Origin of the sequence: Mesorhizobium sp. M7A.F.Ca.US.005.03.2.1 (assembly GCF_003997795.1) — a bacterium.
GTDB lineage: Bacteria > Pseudomonadota > Alphaproteobacteria > Rhizobiales > Rhizobiaceae > Mesorhizobium > Mesorhizobium ciceri.
The window spans coordinates 1-1,806 of record NZ_RZRP01001077.1 but is presented as its reverse complement, the minus strand read 5'-3'; the positions used below and the strand labels follow the sequence as shown (position 1 = coordinate 1,806).

The 1,806-nt window shown below is 63.0% G+C and carries 2 protein-coding genes; one reads left to right on the top strand and one right to left on the bottom strand.

Annotation, left to right across the window (positions count from 1 at the left end):
• A partial coding sequence (locus EN991_RS34775; RefSeq protein WP_164769611.1) for an ABC transporter permease occupies window positions 1–982 on the bottom strand: 982 nt, incomplete at its 3' end.
• 123 nt (window positions 983–1,105) lie between these two features.
• On the opposite strand from EN991_RS34775, the gene EN991_RS34770 reads away from it, so the two are divergent.
• Window positions 1,106–1,806: IclR family transcriptional regulator (locus tag EN991_RS34770; protein ID WP_245461163.1), on the top strand; the 701-nt coding region annotated here is incomplete at its 3' end.

The following is a 1,806-nucleotide window of genomic DNA, read 5'->3' as shown; positions in this document are numbered from 1 at the left end:
ACAGGAGTATGTCGGTGATAAGGTTGGTGACCAGGAAGGCAAGGCCGCCGACGATGGTGACGCCGATGATCGCCGGGAAGTCGAGCGCACGCGCTGCCTCCACGGCATAGGATCCCATGCCCGGCCAGGAGAAGATGGTTTCGGTCAGCACCGCGCCGGTGATCAGATAGGCGAAGGAATAGCCGATGACGGTCAGGGTCGGCACCATGGTGTTGCGCAGCGCATGGACGATGACGACGCGGAACTCGCTCGCCCCCTTGGCGCGCGCGGTGAGCACGAACTCGCGGCTCATCACATCAAGCATGTTGGCGCGCACCAGCCGCGATATGGTGCCCGAAACCGTCCAGCCGAGGACGAAGGCCGGCAGAAGCAGGTGCCAGAGCGCGTCCTTGAAGACGGTCCAGTCGCCAGCCAGAAGCGAATCGATGGTCAGGAAGCCGGTGATGCCGGGCGGCAATGCCAAGCGGGCATCGACCCTGCCCGGCCCCGGCAGCCAGTTCAGCATGACGGAGAAGATGAACAACAGGCCGAGCCCCGACCAGAACACCGGCAGCGAAGAGCCGAACAAGGCGAACAGCCGCGCGCCATGGTCGATCAGGCTGTTGCGGAAATAGGCGGCCAGCACACCAAGCACGATGCCGAGCGTGGTGCCGAAGATCATCGCGGCGAAAACCAGTTCGAGCGTTGCCGGCAAGCGGTAGAGAATGTCGGTGCCGACATTGCGCTTGGTGATGAACGAGGTGCCAAGATCGCCGCTCAGCAGATTACCAAGATATATCATATAGCGTTCCGGCAAAGGACGATCGAGACCCCAACGCGTCTTGGCGGCGGCCACCACCTCGGGGTTGCTCATCTGCTGTTCGGCGACAATCGCGGTCAGCGGATCCCCCTTGGTCACCGTGGTGATCAGGAAGGCGATGGTGACGATGCCGAGCACCAGAAACGGCATTGCGATAAGCCGGCGCAAAATATAGCGAGACACGTGGCTACCTTCACAAGGAGGGGCTTCGTAAGATGGCACAAGGCGCTGGGACATGCCATCGACGGAAACATATTGACAGCCCGCGAAAGCCGCTGTCAATATAAATGGAATTTAATTTCATTTTTGATCGACAGTGCCGACGTCACCGGCCCGACAGGCGGACGACGACGCCAGAAAGACCTCAGCGTGCGCAAGCGAGCCACCAGGGACGAGACGGAGCTTGAAGGCGAAGGCGCACAGCTTTCGTCGTCGCTGGTCCGCGGGCTCGGCATCCTGCGCGCCTTCCGGCCGGGCGACGCCTCGCTCGGCAACCAGGACATCATTGCCCGCACCGGCCTGCCCAAAGCCACGGTGTCGCGCATCACCTATACGCTGAGCGCGCTCGGCTACCTCCTGTACGACAAGGATCTCGGCCGCTACAGCCTGGGGTCGGCTACCGTGGCGCTCGGCTATTCGGCGCTCAGTTCAAGCGCCGTCGTGCACGTCGCCCGGCCGCTGATGCAGCCGCTGGCCGATTTGACGGGGGCGGCGGTGGCGCTCGGCACGCGCGACAGCCTCAACATGGTGTATCTCGCCAATTGCCGGTCGGAGAGCCTTGTCACGCTGCGGCTCAACCCGGGCTCCTATCTGCCGATCTGGAAGACATCGATGGGGCTGGCCTATGCGGCGGCCCTTTCACCCGAGGAGCGCGTCAGACTTGTACGGGCTTTGCAGGAGGCGGAGCCGGACAAGGCAGCGATGATCGCGGCGGCGATCGACGATGCGATCGCCCAATATGCACACCAGGGCTATGTGACGTCGTTCGGCGCCTGGCACAGCTACAT